This window comes from Acidithiobacillus concretivorus (assembly GCF_018853445.1).
Classification (GTDB): domain Bacteria; phylum Pseudomonadota; class Gammaproteobacteria; order Acidithiobacillales; family Acidithiobacillaceae; genus Acidithiobacillus; species Acidithiobacillus concretivorus.
This window is the reverse complement of the sequence record NZ_JABELD010000174.1, coordinates 1-288: the sequence shown is the minus strand read 5'-3', so window position 1 is coordinate 288 and position 288 is coordinate 1. Positions and strand designations below refer to the sequence as shown.

The window sequence follows — 288 nt, the reverse complement described above, 5'->3', positions numbered from 1 at the left end:
CGCCTCAAAAGCTCCCAATTGCGGCCGTGGCCGGGATTTCCGCTGGGGGTACTTCGGTTCATCTCCGACATGATCCAGATACTTGCGCACCGTAGCACGCGATAAATTCATTTTTCGAGAAATATGACTGACCGTCTCTTTGTCCAGATGATACAGACGGCGCACTTTGGCTATGGTTTCCATGCAAATCACTCCAGTTTCCTCCGGACAAATCCGGCAGGATATCAGGTGGTCAATTTACACGCTGTTTTCCACCCAGTTCTGGCAACTTTTGCACGCTGTTTAACA

The 288-nt window shown here is 50.0% G+C and carries 1 pseudogene; it reads right to left on the bottom strand.

Annotated elements, in window-relative coordinates:
- Positions 1 to 183 (bottom strand): annotated as a pseudogene (locus tag HJG40_RS14605) (hypothetical protein); the annotation flags it as partial.
- Positions 184 to 288: the final 105 nt, after the last annotated feature.